Origin of the sequence: Corallococcus sp. AB032C (genome assembly GCF_003668935.1) — a bacterium.
Lineage (GTDB): Bacteria > Myxococcota > Myxococcia > Myxococcales > Myxococcaceae > Corallococcus > Corallococcus exiguus.
The window spans coordinates 47912-71475 of sequence record NZ_RAWP01000031.1 but is presented as its reverse complement, the minus strand read 5'-3'; the positions used below and the strand labels follow the sequence as shown (position 1 = coordinate 71475).

20 protein-coding genes are annotated in these 23564 nt (G+C 68.8%); 8 read left to right on the top strand and 12 right to left on the bottom strand.

Features of this window, described 5'->3' with window-relative positions; all coding sequences use genetic code 11:
* Positions 1-158 precede the first annotated feature (158 nt).
* The gene (locus D7X99_RS16220) at positions 159-1064 is read left to right on the top strand and encodes a LysR family transcriptional regulator (protein ID WP_121778599.1); all 906 of its coding nucleotides are present in this window, start codon (positions 159-161) and stop codon (positions 1062-1064) included.
* Between the two features lie 4 nt (positions 1065-1068).
* Here D7X99_RS16220 and D7X99_RS16215 read toward each other — a convergent pair whose 3' ends face one another.
* Positions 1069-1878, bottom strand: coding sequence for a hypothetical protein (locus D7X99_RS16215; RefSeq protein WP_233613439.1), 810 nt, complete (start codon positions 1876-1878; stop codon positions 1069-1071).
* A gap of 192 nt (positions 1879-2070) precedes the next feature.
* Between D7X99_RS16215 and D7X99_RS16210 the strand changes: the two genes are divergently transcribed.
* The gene (locus D7X99_RS16210) at positions 2071-2568 is read left to right on the top strand and encodes a gluconokinase (protein WP_121778620.1); all 498 of its coding nucleotides are present in this window, start codon (positions 2071-2073) and stop codon (positions 2566-2568) included.
* Positions 2569-2575: 7 nt separating this feature from the next.
* Here D7X99_RS16210 and D7X99_RS16205 read toward each other — a convergent pair whose 3' ends face one another.
* Positions 2576-3202, bottom strand: a complete 627-nt coding sequence (locus tag D7X99_RS16205; protein WP_121778597.1) for a phenylalanine--tRNA ligase beta subunit-related protein — start codon at positions 3200-3202, stop codon at positions 2576-2578.
* Between the two features lie 74 nt (positions 3203-3276).
* On the opposite strand from D7X99_RS16205, the gene D7X99_RS16200 reads away from it, so the two are divergent.
* Together D7X99_RS16200 and D7X99_RS16195 are read left to right on the top strand one after the other, a co-directional pair.
* A complete protein-coding gene (locus D7X99_RS16200; RefSeq protein WP_121758173.1) occupies positions 3277-3639 on the top strand; it encodes a cupin domain-containing protein in 363 nt (120 codons plus the stop codon).
* Positions 3640-3807: 168 nt separating this feature from the next.
* On the top strand, positions 3808-5430 hold the full coding sequence (locus D7X99_RS16195; protein ID WP_121778596.1) for an ABC-F family ATP-binding cassette domain-containing protein: 1623 nt from the start codon (positions 3808-3810) through the stop codon (positions 5428-5430).
* An 84-nt stretch (positions 5431-5514) separates the two neighbouring features.
* On the opposite strand, the gene D7X99_RS42325 is transcribed toward D7X99_RS16195, so the two are convergent.
* The 5 genes from D7X99_RS42325 to D7X99_RS16180 form a co-directional block, all read right to left on the bottom strand.
* Positions 5515-5706, bottom strand: coding sequence for a hypothetical protein (locus D7X99_RS42325; protein WP_147476165.1), 192 nt, complete (start codon positions 5704-5706; stop codon positions 5515-5517).
* Complete coding sequence (locus tag D7X99_RS16190; RefSeq protein WP_121778595.1) at positions 5703-6287, bottom strand: hypothetical protein; 585 nt, start codon at positions 6285-6287, stop codon at positions 5703-5705. The genes D7X99_RS42325 and D7X99_RS16190 overlap by 4 nt, the downstream gene beginning before the upstream one ends.
* 67 nt (positions 6288-6354) lie before the next feature.
* A complete protein-coding gene (locus D7X99_RS42320) occupies positions 6355-6729 on the bottom strand; it encodes a hypothetical protein (RefSeq protein WP_147476164.1) in 375 nt (124 codons plus the stop codon).
* Between the two features lie 246 nt (positions 6730-6975).
* Positions 6976-7365 (bottom strand): hypothetical protein, encoded by a 390-nt coding sequence (locus tag D7X99_RS16185; RefSeq protein ID WP_121778594.1) that lies wholly within the window; start codon positions 7363-7365, stop codon positions 6976-6978.
* Positions 7362-13247, bottom strand: coding sequence for an RHS repeat-associated core domain-containing protein (locus D7X99_RS16180; protein ID WP_121778593.1), 5886 nt, complete (start codon positions 13245-13247; stop codon positions 7362-7364). Before D7X99_RS16180 ends, D7X99_RS16185 begins: the two co-directional genes overlap by 4 nt.
* Positions 13248-13544: 297 nt before the next feature.
* Between D7X99_RS16180 and D7X99_RS42825 the strand changes: the two genes are divergently transcribed.
* Positions 13545-13700: a hypothetical protein gene (locus D7X99_RS42825; RefSeq protein WP_158624285.1), complete on the top strand. Its 156-nt coding sequence runs from the start codon at positions 13545-13547 to the stop codon at positions 13698-13700.
* A gap of 5 nt (positions 13701-13705) precedes the next feature.
* On the opposite strand, the gene D7X99_RS16175 is transcribed toward D7X99_RS42825, so the two are convergent.
* From D7X99_RS16175 to D7X99_RS16165, 3 genes are read right to left on the bottom strand one after another with little or no spacing between them, the layout of a single operon-like run.
* Positions 13706-15145 (bottom strand): aldehyde dehydrogenase family protein, encoded by a 1440-nt coding sequence (locus D7X99_RS16175; protein WP_121778592.1) that lies wholly within the window; start codon positions 15143-15145, stop codon positions 13706-13708.
* A gap of 27 nt (positions 15146-15172) precedes the next feature.
* Positions 15173-16624, bottom strand: coding sequence for an aldehyde dehydrogenase family protein (locus D7X99_RS16170; protein ID WP_120574703.1), 1452 nt, complete (start codon positions 16622-16624; stop codon positions 15173-15175).
* Between the two features lie 32 nt (positions 16625-16656).
* Entirely contained in the window at positions 16657-17328 is a 672-nt protein-coding gene (locus D7X99_RS16165; RefSeq protein WP_121778591.1) for a TetR/AcrR family transcriptional regulator, read from the bottom strand.
* 127 nt (positions 17329-17455) lie between these two features.
* Between D7X99_RS16165 and D7X99_RS16160 the strand changes: the two genes are divergently transcribed.
* Both D7X99_RS16160 and D7X99_RS16155 read left to right on the top strand, forming a co-directional pair.
* Positions 17456-18082 carry a phospholipase D-like domain-containing protein gene (locus D7X99_RS16160; RefSeq protein ID WP_121778619.1) on the top strand — a complete coding sequence of 209 codons (627 nt, stop codon included), beginning with the start codon at positions 17456-17458 and terminating at the stop codon, positions 18080-18082.
* A 46-nt stretch (positions 18083-18128) separates the two neighbouring features.
* On the top strand, positions 18129-19526 hold the full coding sequence (locus tag D7X99_RS16155; protein WP_233613437.1) for a sensor histidine kinase: 1398 nt from the start codon (positions 18129-18131) through the stop codon (positions 19524-19526).
* Between the two features lie 14 nt (positions 19527-19540).
* On the opposite strand, the gene D7X99_RS16150 is transcribed toward D7X99_RS16155, so the two are convergent.
* Positions 19541-19915 carry a helix-turn-helix transcriptional regulator gene (locus tag D7X99_RS16150; RefSeq protein ID WP_120574700.1) on the bottom strand — a complete coding sequence of 125 codons (375 nt, stop codon included), beginning with the start codon at positions 19913-19915 and terminating at the stop codon, positions 19541-19543.
* 423 nt (positions 19916-20338) lie between these two features.
* On the bottom strand, positions 20339-21184 hold the full coding sequence (locus D7X99_RS16145; RefSeq protein ID WP_233613436.1) for a nitronate monooxygenase family protein: 846 nt from the start codon (positions 21182-21184) through the stop codon (positions 20339-20341).
* Between the two features lie 275 nt (positions 21185-21459).
* Here D7X99_RS16145 and D7X99_RS16140 point away from each other — a divergent pair, with 275 nt between their 5' ends.
* Entirely contained in the window at positions 21460-23535 is a 2076-nt protein-coding gene (locus D7X99_RS16140) for a HEAT repeat domain-containing protein (protein WP_121778589.1), read from the top strand.
* Positions 23536-23564: the final 29 nt, after the last annotated feature.

The window sequence follows — 23564 nt, the reverse complement described above, 5'->3', positions numbered from 1 at the left end:
GGCGGGGTGCCGCGCGGAAGGCGAATGCTTCGAACCGATGCGAAAGAAATACGCCCCGGTCCCGCTCCGGACTAGACGCAAGAAAGCCAAGAGGCTCTTAACCAAGGGTTAAGAACGCGGAGCGGGGCTTCCGCCTGGCTTCGCAGAGGACTCGCGCCATGAAGACGGCTCTCCTTCCGCAGTTGCATGTGTTGCTCACCGTGGCGCGCCTGCGCAGCTTCAGCGGGGCGGCGCGCGAACTGGGGGTCTCCACGCCCGCGGTCAGCAAGGCGGTGCGTGTGCTCGAGGAGCAGCTCCGCGTGGTGCTGCTCAATCGGACGACGCGCAGCGTGGCGCTGACCGAAGCCGGGCGGCGCCTCGTGGAGGAGGCAGGCCCTGGACTCGGGCAGGCCGTGGAGGCCCTCGCCCATGTGGCCGCCCAGCCCGGCGAGGCGGTGGGCAGCCTGCGCCTGTCAGCCCCGCCGATGGCGGTGCCCTTCGTCGTGGGCCCGTTGCTGTCCACCTTCCGCGAGCGTCACCCTCGGGTGGAGGTGGAGATGGTCATCGAGCAGCGCTTCGTGGACCTCGTGGCGGAGGGCTACGACGCGGGTGTACGGCTGAGCGAGGCCATCGAGCGTGACATGGTGCAGTTGCGGCTCACCGACGCCTTCCGCTTCGTGGTGGTGGGCGCGCCCCGCTACCTCGAACGCCACGGGACGCCCCGGAAGCCCGAGGACCTGCTGCGCCACGAGTGCATCACCTTCCGCTCGCACACGACCGGGACGCTCTACGCCTGGGAGCTGGAGCGGGGCCGCAGGAGTTGGCGCGTTCCGGTGCGCGGAGGCGTCGTCACCAACGACGGCTCGGTGATGAAGTACCTGGCCGAGTCAGGCGCCGGGCTCACCTACGCCTTCGAGCCGGAGGTGCGGGAGCAGCTGCGCAGCGGGACGCTCGTGCGGGTGCTGGAGGCCTACGCGCCCACCGTCCCCGGCTTCTTCCTCTACTACCCCAGCCGTGCGCGGCGCTCCGGGCCGCTGCGCCTCTTCGTCGAGACAGCCCGGGAGCTGGCCGCGAAGGCAAGGTGAGCCGTCAGTCGCAGGAGCCGTCCGGGTTGCAGCGCTTGTCGCACTTCTTGCAGGCCTCGCCGCCCCTGCCGCACTGGTTCTTGTTGGGCGCGGGGATGCAGCTGTTGCCGTCGCAGCAGCCGGCGCAGGTGGACGGGTCGCACTTGCAGACGTTGTTGATGCACGCCAGGCCCGGGCCGCATGCGTTGAGGAGGCCGCAGAAGCACTTGCCGCTTCTGCAACTGTTGGCGTTGAGGTCACAGGCCGGGCCATCGCCGCAGCCGCAGGTGCCACGGTTGGTGCAGGTGTCGGCGCGGTCCGAGTCGCAGATTTCACAGGCGACGCCGCCCACGCCGCAGGTGCGGAAGGTGCGGGACGTGCACACGCCTTCGCGGCAGCAGCCGTCCGGACAGTCCACGCAGAAGGTGCCGCTGTTGGAGGCGGTCAGCCGCACGGTGACCTCCACCTCGTAGCCGTCGCGCACGGTGGCGGCGGCCTCGCCGGTGGCGACCGTGGCGTCGTCGCGCAGGCCGTCCACGCGGACGGTGGCCTGGGTGCCGTTGGCCGCGCCGTCCAGGAGGACGCGGAACGTCTCACCGTTCACGAGCGCGCGGCTGGAGTCCTCGGGCAGCAGCGAGGTGGGCACGGAGGCGCCGTCCGCGGTGGCGGAGATGCGCAGCCGGGTGAGGTTCAGGGCGGGCTCGAACTGGGCGGTGACGAAGAGCGCGGTGCCGGAAGCGGCGGCGGGGTCGCGGCAGGCGGTCAGGGACACCAGCGCGAGCAGGCCGCTGCACAGGAGGAGCCGGATGAACGTCCGGCCGGGGGTTGCTCCCACGGAAGTCATGATGGCGCGGAGGGTAGCGGTTCCCCGTCGCGACGTGGAAGGCATGGCGGGGGCGGGCCCGGTGGCGTTGGGCAGCGGACGCTCACGTCCGGTGTGTCACCGGCCGTGCTTCTCGCATGGCACCTGGAGCGGGAAGGCCGCAGCATGAGGGAGCGCGCGACACCCGAGGGAGGCAGCAACGGCATGGTGGTCATCGTCATGGGCGTTTCAGGCACCGGGAAGTCCACGGTGGGCCGGGCGCTCGCGGACCGGCTGGGGTGGACGTTCGTGGACGCGGACGACCTGCACTCGGTGGAGAACCGCCGGAAGATGGCCGCGGGCACGCCGCTGACGGACGTGGACCGGCAGCCGTGGCTGGAGCTCCTGCGCGCGAGGATGGAGAAGGCGCTGGAGGCGGACGAAGACCTGGTGCTGGCGTTCTCCGGCCTCAAGGCCCTCTACCGCGCCAGGCTCACCGTGGACCCCGCGCGAGAGCGCTGGGTGTACCTGCACGCGTCCGCGTCCCTCATCCGCGAGCGGCTCCAGAAGCGCCTGGGCCACTTCATGCCGGCGTCGCTGCTCGACAGCCAGCTGGAGACCCTGGAGGTCCCCGACGACGCGTTCACCGTGGATGTGACGCCCCCGCCCGAAGGCATCGTCGACCGCATCGTGGCGGGGCTGGCGTTGAAGCCCGGGGCGTAGGGCTTTCTCAGCGCACGGGCTCGACGGTGGCGCCCAGGCGCTCCAGCAACTCGCGGTACCAGGTGAAGGCGCGCTCGGTGTGGCCCTTCAGCTCCTTCGTGCCCCACAGCAGCGTGAGCGTGCGGCGCGTGGTGGCGTCCGTCTTCGTGCGCTGGGCGTCCTTCACCGCGTTGGCGCACGGGCCCTGCGCGTCGAAGAGGCACAAGAGGCCCTCCAGGTCGATGGCCTGCCCGGACGCGTTGAAGACGTAGCGGTCGCCCTGAATGGCGGTGGAGACGCGGAACGGGGCCTGGGCTTTGTCCAGGTCCACGACGCTGATGGGCAGGCCGCTGTGCAGGGACACGGCGTTGCAGGCGTCCACCGCGGCGTTGATGGTGCCCAGGGTGCCGTCGCCGGAGGCTCGCACCAGGTACTCGGAGGCGGGCTTGCCCCGGCCCGTGGGCTTGTAGCCGCCATGGCGGAGCAGGTCGCGCACGGCGCCCCGGACGGCGTCGTCACTCTGGACGGGGGCGGTGGCGCCGGGCTTCAGCAGGGCCTGCAGCCAGTCGGGCGCGGGCAGGTCCCCCAGGGGGGCGGGAAAAGAGGAGGTGAAGGCGATGAGGTCGAGGAGGGGATGGTTGTCGACGGTCAGCACGGCGGCACTCTACGCCACGCGCTGGTAGGGTAGGGATGGCTGCTGTTCCCTTCGTCCTTCCCTGGAGCATCCGCATGCCCACGCTCATCCCGAAGCCCATCCGCGTGACGGCCGTGGGCAACAAGCCGAAGCTCATCGACGAGTACGTGGGCCGGGTGAACTCCAAGACGTCCAACATCAGCGTGGCCCACATGCGCAGCCCCGGTGGGTGGGAGGAGCCGGGCCAGACGCCCGAGTTCCGTGAAATCACCCTGGTGCTCGCGGGCACGCTGCGGGTGGAGCACAAGGGCGGGGTGATGGACGTCCACGCCGGCCAGACGGTGGTGTGCGAACCCGGCGAGTGGGTCCGCTACAGCACCCCCGAGGAGGACGGCGCGGAGTACGTGGCCATCTGCACCCCGGCGTTCTCCCCGGGCACGGTGCACCGGGACAACTGAGGCCCGCGTTCCAGGTTCCAAGCCGGGCGGAATCGCACGGGCGGGGGCCTGCCTGCCCGGCTGCGTGGATGGACCTGGGGCGGTTGGGGGTTCGGAACCATCCCTCCGGTGGGCGGCTCGTGGCATAAGGGCGCGCCGCCTGATTCCCCGGGCCTTTTCGGTACGCACATGATCCGTCTCGACAACATCGGCAAGCAACACGGTCAGCAGATCCTCTTCATCGAGGCGTCGGCCGCCCTCCACAAGGGCGAAAAGGTGGGCCTGGTGGGCCCGAACGGCGCGGGCAAGACGACGCTGTTCCGGATGATGACCGGCCAGGAGTACCCGGACGAAGGACAGGTCTCCATCGACCGCGGCGTCACCATTGGCTACTTCAGCCAGGACGTCGGTGAGATGAACGGCCGCAGCGCGGTGTCCGAGGTCATGGACGGCGCGGGCCCGGTGAGCACCGTCGCGGCGGAGATGAAGCACCTGGAAGCCGCCATGGGGGATCCGGACCAGGCGGACAACATGGAGAAGCTCGTCGAGCGCTACGGCGTCGTGCAGGGCCGGTTCGAGGAGCTGGGCGGGTACGCGCTGGAGGGCCGCGCGCGGGAAATCCTCGCGGGCCTGGGCTTCAGCGAAGAGATGATGGACGGCGACGTGGGCAAGCTGTCGGGCGGCTGGAAGATGCGCGTGGCGCTCTCCCGCATCCTGCTGATGCGGCCGGACGCGATGTTCCTGGACGAGCCTTCCAACCACCTGGACCTGGAATCGCTCATCTGGCTGGAGGGCTTCCTCAAGGGGTACGAGGGCGGCCTGCTGATGACGTCGCACGATCGCGAGTTCATGAACCGCATCGTGACGAAGGTGGTGGAGATCGACGGCGGTTCGCTGACGACGTACTCGGGCAACTACGACTTCTACGAAGGCCAGCGCGCGCAGAACGAGGCGCAGCAGCAGGCGCAGTACGAGCGTCAGCAGGCGATGCTCGCGAAGGAGATCAAGTTCATCGAGCGGTTCAAGGCCCGCGCGTCGCACGCGGCGCAGGTGCAGAGCCGGGTGAAGAAGCTGGAGAAGATTGAGAAGGTGGAGCCGCCGAAGCGCCGCTCCACGGTGCTCTTCGAGTTCCAGCCGCCGCCGCGTTCGGGTGACGACGTGGTGAACCTGAAGAACGTGAGCAAGGGCTACGGCAAGCGGACCATCTACGACGGTCTGGACTTCCTGGTGCGCCGCGCGGAGCGCTGGTGCGTGATGGGAGTGAACGGCGCGGGCAAGTCCACGTTGCTGAAGCTGGTGACGGGCTCGACGCAGCCGGATGACGGCACGGTGGCGCTGGGTGGCAGCGTGAAGATGGGTTACTTCGCGCAGCACGCGATGGACCTGTTGGACGGAGAGAAGACGGTCTTCGACCAGCTGGCGGATTCGTTCCCCAGGGCGGGGCAGGGCTCGTTGAGGGCGCTGGCGGGCTGCTTCGGGTTCAGCGGCGACGAGGTGGAGAAGAAGTGCCGGGTGTTGTCGGGTGGAGAGAAGGCGCGTCTGGTGATGGCGCAGATGCTCTACGACCCGCCGAACTTCCTGGTGCTGGACGAGCCCACGAACCACCTGGACATGGGCACGAAGGAGATGCTGATCACGGCGTTGTCGCGCTACGAGGGCACGATGTTGTTCGTGTCCCACGACCGGCACTTCCTGGGAGCGCTGTCCAACCGCGTGCTGGAGCTGACGCCGGACGGCATCCACAAGTACGGCGGCGGCTACACGGAGTACGTCGCGCGCACCGGTCAGGAAGCCCCGGGCCTGCGCAGCTGACGTATCAGTCGCCCAGAGCGTGGGAGCGCTCTGGGCGACGCTGCCGTTGGGCTCAATCTTCGACTTGCGTCCAGTCGGCAGGGCCTACTGAAACTCAAACTTCGCCTGACGCATGGCCTCCTCGATGCTTTGGTGCCATGTGTCACCGAGTGGTTCCCCGTTGACTCCCTGGCGGAACAGATAGAGGGCGCCTTCTTCGATTGCGATTTCAAGCGAAGCAACGGTTTCGCCCATGGATTTCTTTGTTGGTGAAGTGATGGTTGCAGTGAGCCTCATGAGTCAGCCTCGAACTGTCGGAGCGCCTTGAGTTCCGCCGCCTTGGCCGCAAGAAGGGCGTCGAAGTCGTTCGGCTTCGGCAGGTTCCTCTGCAGCAACTCTACGAACGCCTCCGCTCGCCAGTCTTCAAGCCCCGCGATCACCGCCGCGAAGCTGACGGCAAACCGTCGGTGGCCAGTCTGGTCACGCACGGCTTCGATCAGGTACGCGAAGTCCTCTGCGGCGATCATGTACTCGGCGGAGGCGAGAGCCGCCTTCATGCGGACTCGGCGCACACCGAACCGCTCCGTGGGACTCCGGGATGCATCCGCGAGCAGTTCATCACAGTGCCCCAGTGCTCGGCGTGCCCCGCGTGCCTTCACGAGGGCGTGGGCGAGGTTGAGCTTGACGGAGAAGGACCCGGGGTACAGCCGGCCCAGTTTGAGCCGGAACTGGAGGGCCTCGCACTCCTCCGCCACGTCAAGGTTCGCGAGAGCCGCGCTCGACGGCTCCTGCTGTTGCATGGCCGCGCGGTAGTCGTCCCGAGCGCCTGCGCACTCGTTGTCGGTCAGCTTTCGATCTGCCTCGTCCAAGACGCTCATGGCTTGCCGCTCGCGAACTTGATGATCCTGAAGGTATCGAGTCTGGGCGCGCGCTCCATCATGAACCTCAATGGAACCCGTTCCAGATGTCGAACTTCTCATGGGGATTGAAGGACTTGAGCGCCATCAGGAGCATCCAGCCTGTTCCTCCGTCCACTGGGCTTGCTTGTCTGCAGCAGATGCGAAGCGCTGAGTCACCGAGGGTCCAGTCTTCACACTGCTTGCCTTCCCCCATTCGGTTGGAGGAGGTGGGAGCGCCAAGAACGGAAACGGCCTCATCGTGGAGGGCCTTGAACGCCGTTGCGCAGCGCGCTTCCCGGCGAAAGACCGAGGCCCCAACGTTCTCAAGCTTTTCGTCCGAGGAAAACCCGTAGGTCACCTTCGCCGGGTATCCGCCCAGTGTGACGTTTTGTCCGAGCGCTTCCGCTTCGGCTCGTGTCATGCCATGGCGGAGTTGCGCAAATGGGAAATGTGCTGGGGTTCTCGAACTCAGCCATTGCGGGGCCAGTAGCGCGACTGAAGCGCCAGTCAGCAGGAGGCAGGACGTTCTCTGGGCTGGCATCGATAACCTCTTTGAGGAAGGCAGTCGTTACAGTTTGAATTCCTGCTTCCGATTGAGAAAGCCAGGTTTCGTGGTGAATGTCCGAGGCAGCCTGGGACCTTGTGATGCCGTGGGCCAGAGGCAGAGTTACTTCAGGAGTTCCATTTGGATCCTGTCCACGATGGCGAGATGCTCCTGTTCCGGGTAACCGATTCCGGCACGCTCAAACTTGGGGCGCGCAAGTCGAACGGCCTCGCGTATCGCGTCCAGTAACCAACGGACATCAGGTGTATGGACTTGTTCCTCTGGAACGGCAATCTGAAGCATGAGCATTCGTTCCTTGCGCGAGAATTTTGCCGTGCGGACTCCCGTGAACTCTGGCTTGAGGAGAGAGCCGGGCACATGGAAGACGATGTCCAATGCTCCGGAATCGCTCTTTTCTATCGGGCCTCGCGCCTTCCCGATCAGACGGATCGCCTTTTCAATGGGGGCGTCGGCGAGTTCAGGACCGCCAAAGACGGCGCCAATGTACATCATGGGAGCCCCTTGCCTGCCCAGGGCTCATGGTTGAGTGGTCCGGGATCAAGTTCCACCATGTCACGTTCGATGTCGAGCATCAGTCGGCGCGGTCCTTGGTCTTCGACGAAGAGAGTCTTGTCTTTCATGAACTTCGAAGGGTAGCGGCCTTCAGGATTCTGGCTGACGCCCCACTTCAAGTGTTCTCCCGTGTCTCGATCCGCGAGTCGATAGAGAAACGTCGTGCGTGGACTGCCGGCAGAGTTTCCATGTGGCTTGATGGCGACATGGCACATGCCTCCATCCAGTCCGCCGTCGCCAAAGTGGTTCCAGAGGAACGCCTGGATGGGAGCCTCCAGGAAGTTCTCATTCAGCCAGGTGCCCGCGAGCCATCCGCCTGAGAAGGCGAGTCCTGCTCCCGCGACCCAGTTGAGGGAAACTCCTGCCGCGGCCGTCACGACGGGCGTGGGGCCCGCGAAACGACCGCTTGGATCAATCAGGTTGACCGGATCGTTGCCCACGTAGGCGTAGAGGTTGGAGTCCCCGCCCGCGAATCGGATGGGGTCCTTGGCCGTCCACCGCCCCGTTTCGGCGTCGTAGTCCCGAGCCCCGAAGCGGGTCAGCTTCGTGTCCCGGTCATAGAGGCCCCCCGCGAAGCCGAAGGGCTGGAAGCCGGGGTTCGAATCCGCGACGACCTTTCCCCAGACGTCGTACTCCATGCGCTGCACCACCGTCCCGTTCCGGGTGTCGACCACGAGCCGTGGGCTTCCCAGCGGATCCGTGAGGATTCGATAGGGGATGTCTCCCTTGATCATGAAGTCGGGCGCGTGGCCCCGCGTGGCATGAACGAAGCGGCTGACGACGTTCCCCGCGCCATCGATCTCCGCGATGACCCGCCGTCCTTCGTAGAGAAAGCCCTGGATGAGCGTGCCATCCACCTTCTTGCCGACCCGCCTCGACGCGGCGTCGAGCACGTACTCGAGCTGCGTGCCGTCCGGGATCTCGACATGCACCAGTGCGCCCAGCGCGTCATACGCGTACTGGGTGGTGCGCGCTCCCTCCGTGCGCGTCTGGAGGTCCCCACCAGGGCCGTAGCTGTAGGTCCTGTTCCCGAAGGACAGGAGCCGGTCCTGGGCGTCATGGGTGGCCGTCTGCAACTCGCCCCGGAGGACGGAGGTGCGGTTGCCATTGGCGTCGTAGGTGTTCGCCTCCAGCAGGACTCCGTCGCGGGTGACGGACGCCAGCCTTCCGGCCTCGTCATGGGTGAAGACGTCCGTATGGACGGTGGTCCCCTCGGCTTCGGTCCGCCGGACGATGCGGCCCAGCACGTCGCGCTCCAACTGGTAGTACAACAGCGGGACGTTCCCGGAAGTGGCGGACCAGGACTCCAGCTCTCCGTAGGCGTTGGGTGTTTCGGCGGTGGAGACCGCGCCGAGACGTGTTCCCGCCAGCAAGCCGTTGTCATCGCGCCGGGACAGCCTCAGCGCTCCCGCCGAGACGAGCAATCCGTCCAGGTCATAGGCATACGCCACGGGCGACTCGCCATTGACGGCGGACGTCGAGACCCGGAAGTCCGCGTCGTGGCCGTATTGGAGCGAACCCTCGACGGCCCCCTTCCAGGAGACTCCGGTCACCAGCGGGCCGTCGTGGCTGAATTCGAGCCCCACTCCTGAGGTGCTCGCGAGCGAGCGGAGACGCCCTGCTCCGTCATAGCCAGTCGTGACGCGCGTGCCCGGGATGTCCAGGGTGACGAGTCGCCCCGCGGCGTCGTAGGCGAATGACACGGCGCCGCCCGGCTGTCGGAACTCGGTGAGCGCATCATCCAGGTCGTAGGTGTAGCCAGACGCGAAGGCGCTCCCTCCAGGAGGCGCATATGACGCCAGTGCCTCCGTGGCCGTGTACTGGAACGCGTGTGAGGGCCGTCCGGGTGGCGTCACCGAGGCGGGCGAGTCCCCCGTCTCATAGGTGAATCCCGTGACACGGTTTCCAGGAAGGGTGCTGGAGGTGAGGCGACCGGCCTCGTCCCGCGTGAAGACGGTGGCGCGGTCCAGCCCATCCGTCACGGAGCGCAAGGCGCCGTCCGCTCCATACGCGAAGGTCCTCCGCCGGCTCCCCTGGACGATGGAACCGGGACGGCCCTCCTCGTCGTAGGTGAACTCCACCGGAAGCAGGCCCGGCGCCTCGGCCTTGTGGAGGCGCCCCTGCGCGTCCATCGTGAGGACCGACACCCTGCCCATGGGGCTGGTGGAAAGGAGCCGTCGGCCAGACGGCTCATAGCGGGCGGTGGTGGTCCGGCCATTCACCGTCACCGTGTCCGTCTGCGTCCCCACGTCCAGCAGCGTGCCCTGGGGCAGGAGCGTCACCTCTCGCTGGTGACTGGATGTGGAGCTCAACCCGCTCGGCAGCTTCACGGTGCGCGACGCCACGAGCGGCGACTGCATGCCCAGGCGGGGCTCCGGCGTCTCCACCACCGTGGTGACCGTGCCATCCGGTGCGGTGGAGACCGTGGTGCCATTCGGTAAACGCAGTGTCGTCCACGCCGTCCCATCCGCCGCGGTGGTGATGCGCCGCTGGACGCCTGACTCCAGGTCTTCCAACTGGTACTTCCGGGTGCGCCCCGTCGCGGTGGAGAGCGTCACCGTGTAGCCGGTATCCCCCTGCGCCCGTGTGAGGGCCTTGAATCCTCCCGAGGGGTTGGAGTCCTTCGTCAGCCAGCCTTCCGGGCTGTATTCGAACAGGTGCATCCCGCCGCGTTCGTCTCGCAGGGATGAGAGCAGTCCGCCCTCCTGGTAGGTCAGGGTCACGCTCTCCCTGCCTGGCCGGGCGAGGGAGGTGAGCAATCCATCGGGCCCTACCTTCAACACGGTGCGCTGGCCGTGGGGCGCCAGGATGGCGGTGGGTGTCCCTGCCGCGTCCCGTTCAATCCGGGTGATGCGACCATGGCCGTCCATGATGGACACCAGCCGTGCGTTCTCGTCGTAGGAGAAGCGATGGCGGACCGCGAGCGTCCAGGCCTCCAGGGTGCAGAGGTGCCGCCCCTGCCAGCCAAAGCCATACAGCTCGCTGCCGTCGGGGGAGGGCACGAGGTCATCGACCTGGCCACAGGGTGTCTCCAGAGTCCCTGCCGGATACTGGGGCGGCGCGGGCCCGGTGACGACCGGTGCCGCTGGCCCCCCTCCGGCGAAGACAAAGAGGTTGCCGTCCAAGGAGACCCTGCGGACGACGAACTGGGACGCGTCCCCCACAAGGAGGCTGCCATCGAGGGCCACGGCGAGCCCCTTGGGCGCTGTCAGACTGGCGAGGGGTCCTTCCTTGGAAGGATCTCCTCCGCATCCGCCGTTGTTGATGGCCCACGCGCTGCCATCCGGGAGGAGGCGGTGCAGAAGGCATCGGTGAGAAGACGACGTGTAGAGGCTGCCGTCAGGGCCGAGGGCAAGGCCCCAGAGTGAGCCTCGCGGGGACTCCTCGTACAGCTTCTGCCCGCGGGACCTGCTGCCGATGCGCAGCTCCTCCTCGTCCAGTGAGGAGAGCAGCGTGAACAGTCTGCCCTCCGTATCCACCTGTCGCAGACGGCGGTTGCCCGAGTCCACGAAGGAGATGACGCCTTCATGGCTCACGACCAGTGCACGCGGTGTGTCCAGGTCCGCCGTGATCGCGAGCCCGCCTTCCCTCGATGCCCCACGGGTACCCGTGCCCGCCACCGTGGAGATGATGCCGTCTGGTGTGGCGCGACGGATGCGGTGGTTGCCGGTATCCGCGAGGTAGAGGCTGCCGTCCGGTCCCACCGCGACGCCCGCGGGAGCATTCAGGTTCGCCAGGGGCGCGGGACCTCCGTCTCCACCGTCCGCCGCGAGCCCCGTGCCCACCACAGTGGAGATGCGTCCGTCTGGAGTGACCTGGCGGATGCGGTGGTTGCCCGTGTCCGCGATGTAGAGGATTCCCTCCGGCCCCACGGCCACCGCCTCGGGAGAATCCAGGCTGGCGAGGAGCGCCCTGCCGCCATCTCCCGCCGCGCCCTTCACCCCGTTGCCCGCCACCGTGGAGATGACCCCATTGGGCTTCACCTGCCGGATGCGGTGGTTACCCGTGTCCGCGATGTAGACCGTTCCATCCGCCGCGACGGCAACGCCCTGGGGCGCGGCGAGACGCGCCTGCTTCGCCGGGCCATGGTCTCCACTGAAGGTCGGCGTCGCGGTGGTCAGCACCCTGGGCGTCCGTCCCAGGGGCTCCCGCCCGGGAAGGGTTCCTCCCTGGCCCAGGTAGAGGGTGCTCCGCCACGGGTCGTAGACATGATGCGTGTCGAGGCTCCAGCCTCCCAGTTGGCTGAAGTCCGGCAGGGACACCACCGTGGCGGTGTGGAACTGCCACAGCGTCGTGCCCCGGCCGTCAGGGCCCTCGAACTGAGTACTTCGATCTCCATACCGGGCCCAGGCCTGGTACTGATCATCCGGGCTCGCGTAGTAGCTCAACCCGTAGACGTAGCCGATCCGGATGTGGACGGTCTGTTCTCCCCACACCTGCCGGCCGAAAGCATCCAGGCCATCCCAGACGAAGCGATAGCTCTGGTGCGGACGCGGAGGGAAGGTTCGGGCGAAGTCCTGTCCCGCGACGTTCACGATGAGGACGATGTTCTTCAGGCTCGCGGGGACGTGGCCTCCGCTCAGCGGGATCCGGAGGGCCCGGTTCGCGGTGCGGGCGGCGGCCCGGTCACTGCGGTAGTGAAGTTGGAAGGGCGTCCCGGGGATGGACAGGACCTCTCCCAACGTCTGGTTCTGGCATTCGATGATGCTGCCGCTTTCACAGTCGGGCTGGGCCTCCGGTGTCTCAGCCCGTGGCTCGGGTTGCTGGGGCTCTTGCGCATCCGGTGGAGGCCCAAAAGGCCAGTTGTAGTCATACGGCGTGAAGTGCGTGATGGGCACCCGCCACAGGCTCTTGCCCACGGCATACAAGGCGGCCAGGCATGCACGCTCCGCATCGGTGAAGCCCAAGGCGGTCAATTGCTCGCGGTCGTCAGGCGCGCCATCTCCATCCGCATCCACTTGAGCGAGCCCGTCGCGTTCCCCCACGAGCGCGATGACCCGCCCATTGTCCGAGGTGCGCCAGTGGCCCTGTTGCCGGTCGTAGTAGCCGGAGGGCACGACGAGACCCGCTGGAAACGCGAGGAAGTTGTCCACGTATCCCTGGACCGGCGGGCTGAAGCGCACCTCGGTGGCGCCTGCCTCCAGCGCTTCGTCCACGCTCAGCTCCACGGCGTAGGTGTAGCCGCTGGTGGCTGGCAGCCTGCCGGGCATGGCCGCGGGGCCCTCGCTCCCGACGGTGTACTCGGTCGCGCGCACGTGAAACGGTCCCGTCAGGGGAACTCGGGTCCCGTCGCGCAGGAACATCTCCGCCTGGGTTCCGGGCGCGAACAGCAGGGTGGCCTGGCGGCTGCCGGCGCTGTCCTCCACCACGCTGCCCCGCGCGACCTGGAACTCCGTGGCTCCCGGTGTGATGGCCGTGACGCTGGAGTCCAAGGCGGTCAACACCACCGCTGGAAGGGGAACGAATTCGCGCCACGGGACATCCACCTGTCGCTGGACGGGGAGGAACCCTGGCTTCTCCACTTCGAGCGTGAGTGCCCCACCGCCATTCACTGCGAGCGAGTACTCACCTTGGGCATTCGTGAGCGTATGACCCAGTTCGGGGTGGGCAAGGACACCCATGCGAGCATCCACGATGGGCTGTCCATTCCTGCCCATCACCTTCCCGCGAATGACGCCAATCCTGCGCGTATCCAAGGCACCTTCGGCCACGCCCACCTGCACCGGGTTCGGGCCTTTGTAGAGAAACTCGATGGAGGCGCCGAAGTCGGTGGGGATGGTGCGGTCGATGGCCGAGGGAGCCTGCACCCCGCCTCCATCCATGCCTGCGTCCACTCCGCCACACGTGGCGGAAATGCAGACCTCGTCAGGGGGAGAGGGAGCATCCTGTCCGGGGCATCCCCACAGCCCCCCTGCCAACAACAGCAGGAAGCCATGCCAAGGCCATAGGACCAGCCTGGGCCGGGTTTGCTCTTGCATCCGTTCCCCCGAAAGACAGAGTCGGCCAATAGCCTGTCGGTCGTCAGTCAGGCAGGTCAACGAGGGGCTGGGATGGGTTGTTTGTCCTTACGGGACTACTTGGCCTGCCCGCGAGTCGCATCAGGCGCTGTCATGCTACGAGTGCACAACATTGTTGTGCCCCACGGCCGGCACTTCCTGGGCGCGCTGTCCAACCGCGTGCTGGAGTTGACGCCGGACGGCATCCACAAGTACGGCGGCGGCTACACGGAGTACGCCGCGCGCACGGGCCAGGAAGCCCCGGGGCTGCGCAGCTAGCGGAGCTATTCGAACAACTTGCTCGCGAGCCGGGCCAGGCGCTGGGCCTTGCCCCGGTAGGGCGGGAAGAAGAGGTTCGTGAAGGCCGTGCGGCCCTGCCGCACCACCGCGCGCTCGTGGCTGAAGGCCTTGAAGCCTGCTTCGCCGTGGTACGCGCCCAGGCCGCTCTGCCCCACGCCTCCGAAGGGCAGGTGCGGGTTCACGTTGTGCAACACCACGTTGTTCACCACCGTGCCGCCCGCGCTCGTCTCCTTCAGCAGGCGCTCCACCGTGGCCTCTTCGTGGCTGAAGACATACATGGCCAGCGGCTTGCCCCCCGCGCGCACCTGCGTCACCACTTCATCCAGTGACTCGAAGCGCAGCACCGGCAGGAGCGGCCCGAAGATCTCCTCGTCCATCACCGCCGACTCCGGCGTCACATCCGCCAGCACTGTCGGCGCGATGTAGCGCGTCTCCGCGTGCACGCCGCCTCCCGCCACCACCCGCGCCCCTCCCGCCACGGATTCATCCAGCAACCGGCACACGCGCTTGAACGCGCCGTCATCCACCATCCGGCAGAAGTCCGGCGTCGCCCGCCGCGCCTCCTCCGTCTTCCCGTAGAAGCGCTCCAGCGCGGACTTCATCCCTGAGAGCAGCGCCTCTTCCTTCGACGCGTGCACCCAGACGTGGTCCGGCGCGATGCACGTCTGCCCCGCGTTCAGGAACTTCCCCCACACAATCCGCTCCGCCGCCGTGTCCACGTCCGCTGACGCATCCACGATGACCGGCGACTTCCCACCCAGCTCCAGCGTCACCCCCGCCAGGTGCCTCGCCGCCGCCTCCATCACCCTCCGCCCCACGCGTGGCCCGCCCGTGAAGAAGAAGTGGTCGAACGGCAGCCGCAACAGCGCCTCGCCCACCTCCGCGCCGCCCTCCACCAGCGCCACCTCGTCCTGCGGAAACACGTCCCGCAGCAGCTGCGCCAGGAAGCGCGCCGTGCCCGGCGTCTTCTCACTCGGTTTGCACAGGACGGCGTTGCCCGCCGCCACCGCCGCCACCAGCGGCGACACCAGCAGGTGGAACGGGTAGTTCCACGGCGCCAGGATGAGCACCACGCCCTTGGGCTCCGGATGCACCTCGCTCTTCGTGCCCGCGAGCAGCAGCGGCGCCCCCACCTTGCGCGGCTTCATCCACGCCTTCAGGTGCTTCTGCACGTGCGCCAGCTCCAGCAGCACGGGCAGGATTTCCGTCGCCTCCACCTCCGCGGGCGGCTTGCGGAAGTCCTCGTGCAGCGCGTCCGCCAGCGCCTCACGCCGCTCCAGCAGCAGCGCCTTGAGCTTCTCCAGCCGCGCGAGGCGCTCCTTCGGCCCTGTCTTCGCCAGCTCCCAGCGGCGCGCCTGGAGGCGGTCGAACACCGCCTGCAGGTCTCCCGGGACCAGGGCCTCCTCCACTGACACCACGCGCATGCCGGTTCCTCTCTCCCTCCCCGGGACCTACTCCAGCATCCGGGTCGCCTTGGAAGCCCATTCCTGGGTCTTTCCCCGATACGGAGGGAAGAACACCGCGGCCAGCGACTTCATCCACTGAACCATCACCGCCCGCTCGTGGCTGAACGTCTTGAAGCCGTAGTGCCCGTGGTAGTTCCCCAACCCGCTCATCCCCACCCCGCCAAACGGCAGGTTCGGGTTCGCCACGTGGATGAGCACGTTGTTCACCACCACTCCGCCGGACGTCGTGTGCTGGAGCACCTCCTCCACCCTCTTCGAGTCCTGCGAGAACACGTACAGCGCCAGCGGCTTCCCGCCTTCGTTGATGTGCGCGTAGACCTCCTCGCGCCGCTCGTACGTCAGCACCGGCAACACCGGCCCGAAGATCTCCGCCTCCATGATGGGCATCTTCGTCGTCACCCCGGACAACACCGTGGGTGCCACGTACCGCGACGGCCCGTCCGCCGTGCCGCCCGCTTCCACCTTCGCCCCCGCGGCGACCGTGCGGTCGAGCACTTCCTTGATCCGCCTCCACGCCGCCGGGTCCACCACCCGCGCGAAGTCCGGGCTTGCCTGACGCTCGGCCTCCGTCGCGCCGTAGAAGCGCGTCAGCACCGCCTTGAACGCCTCCAGGAACTCCTGCTGCTTCGATGCCGGCACGTAGATGTAGTCCGGCGCCACGCACGTCTGGCCCGCGTTGACGAACTTGCCCCACGCCAGCGCCTCCGCCGCCGCCTTCAGGTTCGCCGACTCGTCGATGATGACCGGCGACTTGCCGCCCAATTCCAGCGTCACGCTGGACAGGAACTTCGTCGCCGCCGCCATCACCTTGCGGCCGATGTTCGGGTTGCCCGTGAAGAAGAAGTGGTCGAACGGCTGCTGGAGCAGCACTTCCGCCACCTCCGCGCCGCCCTCGAACACCGCCACCTCGTTCTCCGGATAGATGTCTCGCACCAGCTTCGCCAGGAAGCGCGACGTGTGCGGCGTCTTCTCGCTGGGCTTGAGCATCACCGCGTTGCCCGCGGCGATGGCCGCGATGAGCGGCGCCGCCAGCAACTGGAACGGGTAGTTCCACGGCGACAGGATGACCACCACGCCCTTCGCCTCGAAGCGCACGTGGCTGGACGCGCCCTTGAGCGTCAGCGGCGTCGCCACCCGCTTGGGCTTCATCCACGACTTCAGGTGCTTCACCGTGTGGTTCAGCTCCTCCAGCGTCGGGTGGATCTCCGTCAGCTCCACCTCCATCGCAGGCTTGCGGAAGTCCTGGTGGATGGCCTCCGCCAGCTGCTCGCGCCGCGCGATGATGGCCTCGCGCAACTTGCGCAGCCTCGCGATGCGCTCCGCGGGAGTGCTGCGCGACAGGTTCCAGCGGTTCGCGCGCTGCGACTCGAACACCGCGCGGATGCGGTCCACTTCAACCGTGGCCTGGGGGAGGAGGGACGCGACGGCTTCCAGCATGACGGGCTCCGTTTCAAGAAAGACGCAAAGGGTCAGCGGGCCTCGAGCCCGCGAAGAAGGGTGGTGATGGCCGCCGTCAATTCAGCGGTGAAGTCCACGCGCAGGGGCGCCATGTGCGGCAGCGTCAGCACCTCGCGCGCCACGGGCGCGATGTCCGCCATCTGCCGCAGGCCTGTCACCAGCGCGTGCACGTAGCGGATGAGCTGGCCCGCCATCTCCAGCGTGAGGAAGGGCAGCCGCGCCTGGAGCAGCGCCGACGTCGTCGCCATGGCCACCAGCACGCGCTCCTTGAACGCTCGCGCCTGCTCCACGGTCACGTTCTGCTCCAGCACCGTCTGCGCCAGCGCAAGGAGCCGCGTGAAGGTCTCCTCGCCCTTCAGCGAGTCGGCCACCGTGCGCGCCAACTGGTGGCCCGTCCACGTGCCGTCTTCCGCGAGGCGCCCGTTCAGCTTCGCGAACCACGCGGTGAGCAGGTCGTCCAGGAGCGCCAGGAACAGCGCCTCCTTCGTCGGGAAGTAGAGGAACACCGTCCCCTTCGCCAGGCCCGTGCGCGCCGCGACGTCCGCCATCTTCACCTCGGCGAACGACGTGGCATCGAAGAGCGCGCGCGCCGCGTCCAGCAGCTCCCGCCGCCGCGCTTCCTTGTCCTCGTCCCGCCGCGCCCGCAGTGGGACGACCCGCTTCGCGGCCAGTGCTCCCGCCATGACCCGGAGTTAAATGACCGCCGGTCACCGGTCAAGCCGGTGCCTGGGTCTCCTTCCACCGCAGGACGTTCGGGAGGGGAGGGGGGGATGGTGTCGTGTAATCCCATGTGCGACGCTGGGTGACATGATGAGGCCCATCGACGCGGAGCTGCTGTCGGGGAGCGAGCTGTACCAGGAGGTGGTGCTGCGCAAGCTGGCCCACGCGCGCGAGTCGGTGTGGATGGCCACCGCCAACGTGAAGGCCATGTACGTGGAGCGCTCGAAGGGGGCGTTCGTGCCGCTGCTGGAGGTGCTGGACGGGCTGGCCGCCCGGGGCGTGGCGCTGCGGCTGTTACACGCGGAGCTGCCCAGTCGGCCGTTCCGGGCCGCGTTCGACGCCCGCTCCCGGCTGGTGAAGGGGGGCCTGGAGTTGAAGGTGTGCCCGCGCGTCCACTTCAAGGCGGTGGTGGTGGACGGGGCCTGGGTCTACCTGGGGAGCGCCAACCTCACCGGCGCGGGCCTGGGCGCCAAGGGCGACGACGTCCGCAACTTCGAGATGGGCTTCGTGACGGAGGACTTCGACACCATCGACCGGACCACCGCCCTCTTCGAGGCCGTGTGGAGCGGCGCCGAGTGCCGGGGATGTCGACTTCGCGCGGTGTGTCCTGACCCCATCTTGCCCTCCGGCGGCGTTCAGGCGAAGAAACGGGGACGGGACGCGGTGCGTTTGGGGAAGTCCCGCCGGCTGCGACGTCCACGAGAGGACTCGACATGACGCTGTACTTCGCGCCGCGCAGCGCGTTCGGGATGACCGGGCCGGGGTGACGTCTCCATCCTCCAGCGCGTGGGACGACGCGAACACGGATGTCCGGGCCCGCCGGCGGGTCCGGCGTCGCACGTATTGGTGGTGCGCGCTGATCATCATGCTGGGCTCGCTGGCGCACCCGTTGGTCCTGGGCGACTTCCGCGCGGATTACCTCCTGGTGAACCTGGGTTGGGCCGTGTCGTTCCTCGCGCTGGGGACCGCGGTCGGCGCGGGGTGGCTGCGCCCGCCGTTCAGCGGCATCACGGCGGGCGTCATCAGCCTGACCTCGCTCGCCGTGTGCATCCAGCTCACCGGGGGCCTGTCCAGCCCGCTGTTTCCGTCGTTCTACACGGTGCCCCTCTTCGTCGCCGTCTTCGTCCCGGGCCAGCGGCTGCCGGTGTGGTCCGCCATGACCGGCACGTTGGTGGCGGTGCTGCTGATGATGTGGCTGGCGCACGCGCCCTGGGTGGCGTTCGTCAGCCAGTGCATCAGCCTCCTCTTCGTGTTCGCGGTGTCCGCGCACGGCGCGGAGGCCTTCCGCAAGCTGCGCGCGGCCGAGCGCAACGCGCACCTGGAGCGCGTGGAGGCCCTGCGCCAGCTGGCGGAGAGCGAGTCGCGCCGCGTGCGCGTGGAGCGCCAGCGCGCGGAGGTGGAGCGGCTGGTGGTGGTGGGGCAGCTGGCCGCGGGCGTGGCCCATGAGGTCAACAACCCGCTCGCGTACGTGAAGTCGAACCTGCACTACCTCCAGGAGGAATGGGCGCACGGCTCGCCCGAGGACCTGGAGGACGTGCGGCGCGTGCTGGACGAGACGCAGCAAGGCGTGCTGCGCATCCAGCAGATCGTCACCGACCTGCGCCTGTTCTCGCGAGAGGCCCCCGACGAGCTGGAGTCGTGCGACGTCGCGCAGGCGCTGGCCGAGGCGCAGCGGCTGGCCTCGGTGCGCCTGCGCAGCCTGGGCGTGGTGGAGCGCGACGTGGCAGAGGAGCTCTCCCCCGCGCGCGTCACGGCCCGCCACCTGGTGCAAGTGCTGGTGAACCTGCTGCTCAACTCCGCGGACGCGCTGGAGTCCGCCCGCTCCAGCAAGCCCGCGCACGTGATGCTGCGCGCGCGCATGGACGACGGCCGCGTGCGGGTGGAGGTGGAGGACAACGGGCCGGGCATCCCCGAGGCCGCGCTGTCACGCCTCTTCGAGCCCTTCTTCACCACGAAGCCGCCCGGCAAGGGCACCGGCCTGGGCCTGGCGCTCTGCCGCGACTACGTGGCGCGCGCGGGCGGCACCCTGGACGCGGAGAACCGCGCCGAAGGCGGTGCGCGCTTCATCCTCCGGCTGCCCGTCGCCGGAACCGCATCCCCCCCTGTCCACCGCGAAGCGCCGGCGCCCGTGGACGCGAACGCGGAGCCCGCGGCCGAGTAGCCCCCCTCAGCGCTTCATCGCTCCAGCGCGTGCGCCACCTGCCCCAACAGGCGCAGGCGCGGGGAGTCCAGCTTGCGCACCGTGCGCAGCAGGCGGCGCACTTCCGGACGCTCGCGGTACTCCGGCGGATCCTCCGCGACCTGCGGCGCGCCGTCCTCGGTCACCGCCGCCGTCGCGCTCAACCCGAGAAGCACGTCCGACGAGCAGCTCAGCACGAGGCACAGCTTCCGCAACGTCCGCACGCTGGGCAGCATGTGCCCGCGCTCCAGCCGCCCGTACACCTCGGTGGCGATGCCAACGCGCTCGGCGACATCGGCCTGCGTCAGCTCCAGCCGCTGCCGGGCCACTCGCACCGCGTTTCCAATAAGGGTTGCCAGTCGTTGTTCCATGGCGTGGAAAACCTGTCGAAAGAGGAGCTTCTCCCCCCGCTTTTCAGACGGAGAGGTACCGGGGAGAAGTCGCTGCCTTGCGTGACCTCGTGAGACACAGATTAAGAGTGGGGTCTGACATCTCCGGGCGTTCGGACGGGGCCCGCAAACCCTCGACAATCCGCCGTTTCCGCCGTTCCCACGCGCGCGTTTGGCAAGGCTTCCCGGGTGTTTTTTCTTGCGCGTCACGCGCGCCGAACCGGGGTGGTAGGCGGGCACGCTTCCGCCCCTCCCAAGACGTCACGGGAAGGCCTTGAGAGGTCGCCCGACGTGGCAGGTAGCTTCGTGCGATTCGCGACGACGTCGCGGGTCCGGGGAGACCGCGCGCTTCCGGCGGAAGGGGCCGGAAGCGGGGCTCGACACCCGGGTTGCTTCAGTACCGCTTCAGGATTCGGACGGCAGCGCGGCGCGGGCTTCGGAGTACTCGCGCACCATGCGTTCGACGACGGTGGCGGCGGGCAGCACGTCCTTCACGAAGGCCACGCCCTGGCCCGCGCTCCAGGTGTCCTTCCACGCCTTGCCCTGGCCCGAGCGGAAGCGCTCCAGCGCGCTCTTGATGAAGTTGCCGTGCACGCCGGTGACTTCCTTCGTGTACTCCAGGTCCTCGGGCCCTGCGTCCACCAGCGCCTGCTTGTAGTCGGGCGCGGCGCCGGCCTCCTCCGTGGCCAGGAAGCGCGTGCCCACGTACGCGCCATCCATTCCCAGCGCGAGCGTGGCGGCCAGGTGGCGGCCCGTGGACAGCGCGCCCGCGAGCACCACCGGCACGCCCAACTCCGCCTTGAGCCACGGGCCCAGCACCATGGGGCTCAGGTTGCCCGCGTGGCCGCCCGCGCCGCTGCCCACCGCGACGAGCGCGTCCACGCCGGCCTTCACGGCCTTCTCCGCGTGGCGCAGCGAAATCACGTCGCTCCACACCTTGCCGCCGTACGCGTGCACGCGCTCCACGATGGGCGTGGGGTCGCCCAGGCTGGTGATGACCAGCGGCACCTTGCGCTCCACCGTCGCGGCCACGTCCTCCTCCAGGCGCTCGGCCCACTTGAGGATGAGGTTCACGCCGAAGGGCACCTCCTTGGGGAACGTGTAGAGGAAGTCCCGGTACGCCTGCGCGGTGCGGTAGTTGAGCGACGGCACGGCTCCGATGGCGCCCGCGCGTCCGGCGGCCTCCAGGAGCGCCGCGTTGGACACCAGGAACATGGGGGCGGCGATGATGGGATAGCGAATGCCCAACATCCGGGTGACCGCAGTATCGATGCGCGAAGGGGCCATGCGCCGCATTGGAGCATGCGTGCGCGCGAGCGCGAGGCCGAAAAATCGGCCTGGGCGGCGTTGTCAATCTCAGCGTGCCCCAGCAGGGGAAAACCCCTGGTGTTTCCGTGGTTTACGTAGCACGTAGGGCTGACATAAGGTGCCTGCCCCGGCGGCGAGCCGGGAAACCGGGGAGTCCCTTCGGTGAAGCGAACCGGGGAGCGCCGCCGAGCGCCTTCGCGGGGAGGCGAGAGCCAGTCGTGAGTGACGAGCGTCCGGACGCGCTGCTCAAGAGCGCACTCGAAAAGATCGTCTACTTCGAGGCCCGTGCGCAGCAGTTGCATGGCGAGCTGGCGTCCACGCGCGACGAGGTTTCGCACCTCAAGGAGGACCTGTCGGAGAGGCACCAGCGTGAGCTGGACCTGCGCCGGGAGGTGGCCTCGATGGAGGTGAAGAGCGCCCGCGCGCAGGCCGAGCGCGAGGAGCTGTCCCGGCTCAACCACGCGCTGCGGCTGGAGCGCGACCAGCTGATGGCGAAGCTGCTGGACGCGAGCCGGATCCACTCCTCCGGGCAGTCACGCGCCATGGCTTCGGACGATGACGACGAGCTGGGGTTCGACCTGGCGTCGTTCATCTCCCAGCTGCGCAGCGAGGTGATCCTCCGCGGGGACGTGCCGGCGATGCGCGCGCCCTTCAACGGGCCGGCGGTGCCGCTGAAGTCCTCCGATCCGAACGTGCCGTGGGCGGAGCGCCCCGCGCCGGCCATTCCGCCCCGGGCTTCGACGGTGTCGTCGGGCGCGGCGGAGTCGGGGCTGTCGCCGGTGGCGCGCGAGGCGCAGCGGCTGCAGAGCGAGGGCCGCCTGCGGGTGAGCCCGGAGCAGATGGCGGAGCTGTCCGGGCATACGGGCAGCACCACGGACGAGACGCTGTTCGGGTTCTCCGTGCGGGAGCTGTCGGCGGCGGACGCGGCGGCGCGGGTGCGGGCGGCGGAGCGGCTGAAGGCGCTGGCGCATCCGGCGGCGGCGCCCGCGTTGGCGGCGGCGCTGCACGCGGAGACGGACGCGACGGCGCAGGTGGCGCTGGTGCAGGCGTTCGCGGGGCTGTGCCGGGAGGAGGGCGCGTCGGTGGTGTCGCCGCTCCTGTCGTCGCCGGTGCCTGAGGTGCGCATCGCGGCGTTGAAGGCGCTGCTGGTGCTTGCCCCGAATGACGCGGCGCCGCACCTGGCGCAGGCGATGAAGGATTCGGACCGGTCAGTGCGCCGGCGCGCGTCGCTGTTGGCCCTGGGGTTGGAGGGGGAGACGGCGCGGCGGCTGGGCGAGGACGCGATCCACGACACGGATCCGGAGGTCCGCGCGCTGGCGGCGCTGGCGCTGGGCGCGGGCCGGGGCGAGAACGCTCGGATGCTGCTGCTGGGCGCGCTGGACGACGGCGAGGCGCGCGTGCGCAAGGCGGCGGCGCAGAGCCTGTCGCGCATCCTGGGGCACGACGTGTCCGCGGTGGTCGCGCTGGATGATGCGCACCGGCGCCGGGAGATCCGCCGGCTGGCGACGCTGCCCGTGAAGCCTGTGCGCGCGACGCTGGAAGTGAAGCCCGTGCGCGCGGCTCCTGTGGTCGCGGAGGTGGCGCGGCCCGTGGCGGTGGTCGCGCAGCCCGTGGCGGTGCAGAGCGCGCAGTCCGTCACGGTGAATGCCGCGCAGCCTGTGGCGCAGGTGCAGCCGGTGGCCGTGATGGGCGCGCCTCAGGTGAGCGCCCCGGTCGCGGCGGCGCAGCCCCTCCCTTCGATTCCCGCGCACGCCGCCGTGCCGGTGTCGCTCGCGGACGTCGCCGCGAACACCTCGCAGTGGACCGCCACGCCGATGGCCGCCCCCGCGCTCGCGGTCGCCATCGTGGGCGCGGCCCGCTCCGCACCCGCCGCGATGCACGCCGCGGCTCCCGCGCCCGCCCGGGTCGCGAACGGTGGCCCCGTGTCCTTTGCTTCGGGCCCTGCCGCGCCGCCTTCGCGCCCGGTGGCCCCCGTTCCTCCCGCCGCGCCCGCGCAGCCCGCCGTGCGGCGGACGCCCGTGCAGGCCGCGCTGGTCGCCATGGGCGCGCCTCCTCCGGCCCGGGCTCCGGCGCCTGCCGCCCAGCCGCCGGTTCCTCCCAAGCGCGGTCCGTCTCCCGTGGAAGCGCTGTGTGGGGCGATGTTGCAGGAGGTGCGGGTCGCCGTTCGCGGACGCTCGCTCGCCGAGCTGACGTCCGGGCTGTCCGCTCCGGCGGAGCTGGCCCAGGAGGCTGTTGCCCTGCTGGTGGCCCGAGGGGCCATCGTGCGAAGGGGGCACAAATACTTCGCCGCTTGAGGCAAGGTGCAACCCGCCCAGGCCTCACA